2 protein-coding genes are annotated in these 693 nt (G+C 71.0%); both read right to left on the reverse strand.

Annotation, left to right across the window (positions count from 1 at the left end):
- Positions 1–416: NAD(P)-binding domain-containing protein (locus V2S04_RS14915; protein ID WP_413639125.1), on the reverse strand; the 416-nt coding region annotated here is incomplete at its 3' end.
- A 4-nt stretch (positions 417–420) separates the two neighbouring features.
- Positions 421–693: hypothetical protein (locus V2S04_RS14920; RefSeq protein WP_413639126.1), on the reverse strand; the 273-nt coding region annotated here is incomplete at its 5' end.

Below are 693 nucleotides of genomic sequence, written 5' to 3' on the forward strand. Positions count from 1 at the left end.
ACGTGTCCCACGTTCGCCGGAAGGAGCGACGCCAGGTACTGCCCCGCAGACCCTTCCACGGGTCGCCGCAGCTGCACGCCCGTGGGCGTGACGTCCAGCGGGTTGGCGACGTCGATCAGGATCTTGCCGTCCAGGAGGTCCCCGAGTGCAGAGACCACCGCCTGCTGCGGGGCGCCCCAGAGGGTGGTGAGGGCAAGGAACGGGGATGCCTGGGCGGCTTCCTCCAGGGATGTCGCTATGTCGATGCGGGCATTCCGCGCGATCGGTCGGAGTCGCCGGGCGGCGGCCTCAGCCTTCGCCGGCTTGTAGTGGAACAGGCTGATGTTCACGCCGTGGGAGGCGAACAGGCCTGCGATCGCTGTGCCGTGCCGACCGGGGCCGATCAGCGTCAGCGTCGGCGTCTGCGTCGTGGACATCTGGTCACGCCTCCTGGGGCAGGTGCGGGTTGTCGGAGAGGTCCACGACGGTCTTGCCGACGGCGTGGTGCGTGTCGAGGATCCGATGGATCTCGACGATCTCGCTGAGCGGGAGACTCGTGACCGGCATACGTACCGACACCAGCCACCCCGAGACCGCCAGCCAGAGGCACGCACACCGCACCCAACCGGAGGGCCGCGCAGCGGCCCGACCCCGCGCGCAGCGCCCGGCCTGCCGGGCGCCCGTCCCTGCGAGCGCAGCGAGCGGGGCACTCGG

This window comes from Microbacterium sp. OR21, assembly GCF_047306785.1.
Taxonomy (GTDB): Bacteria; Actinomycetota; Actinomycetes; order Actinomycetales; family Microbacteriaceae; genus Microbacterium; species Microbacterium esteraromaticum_E.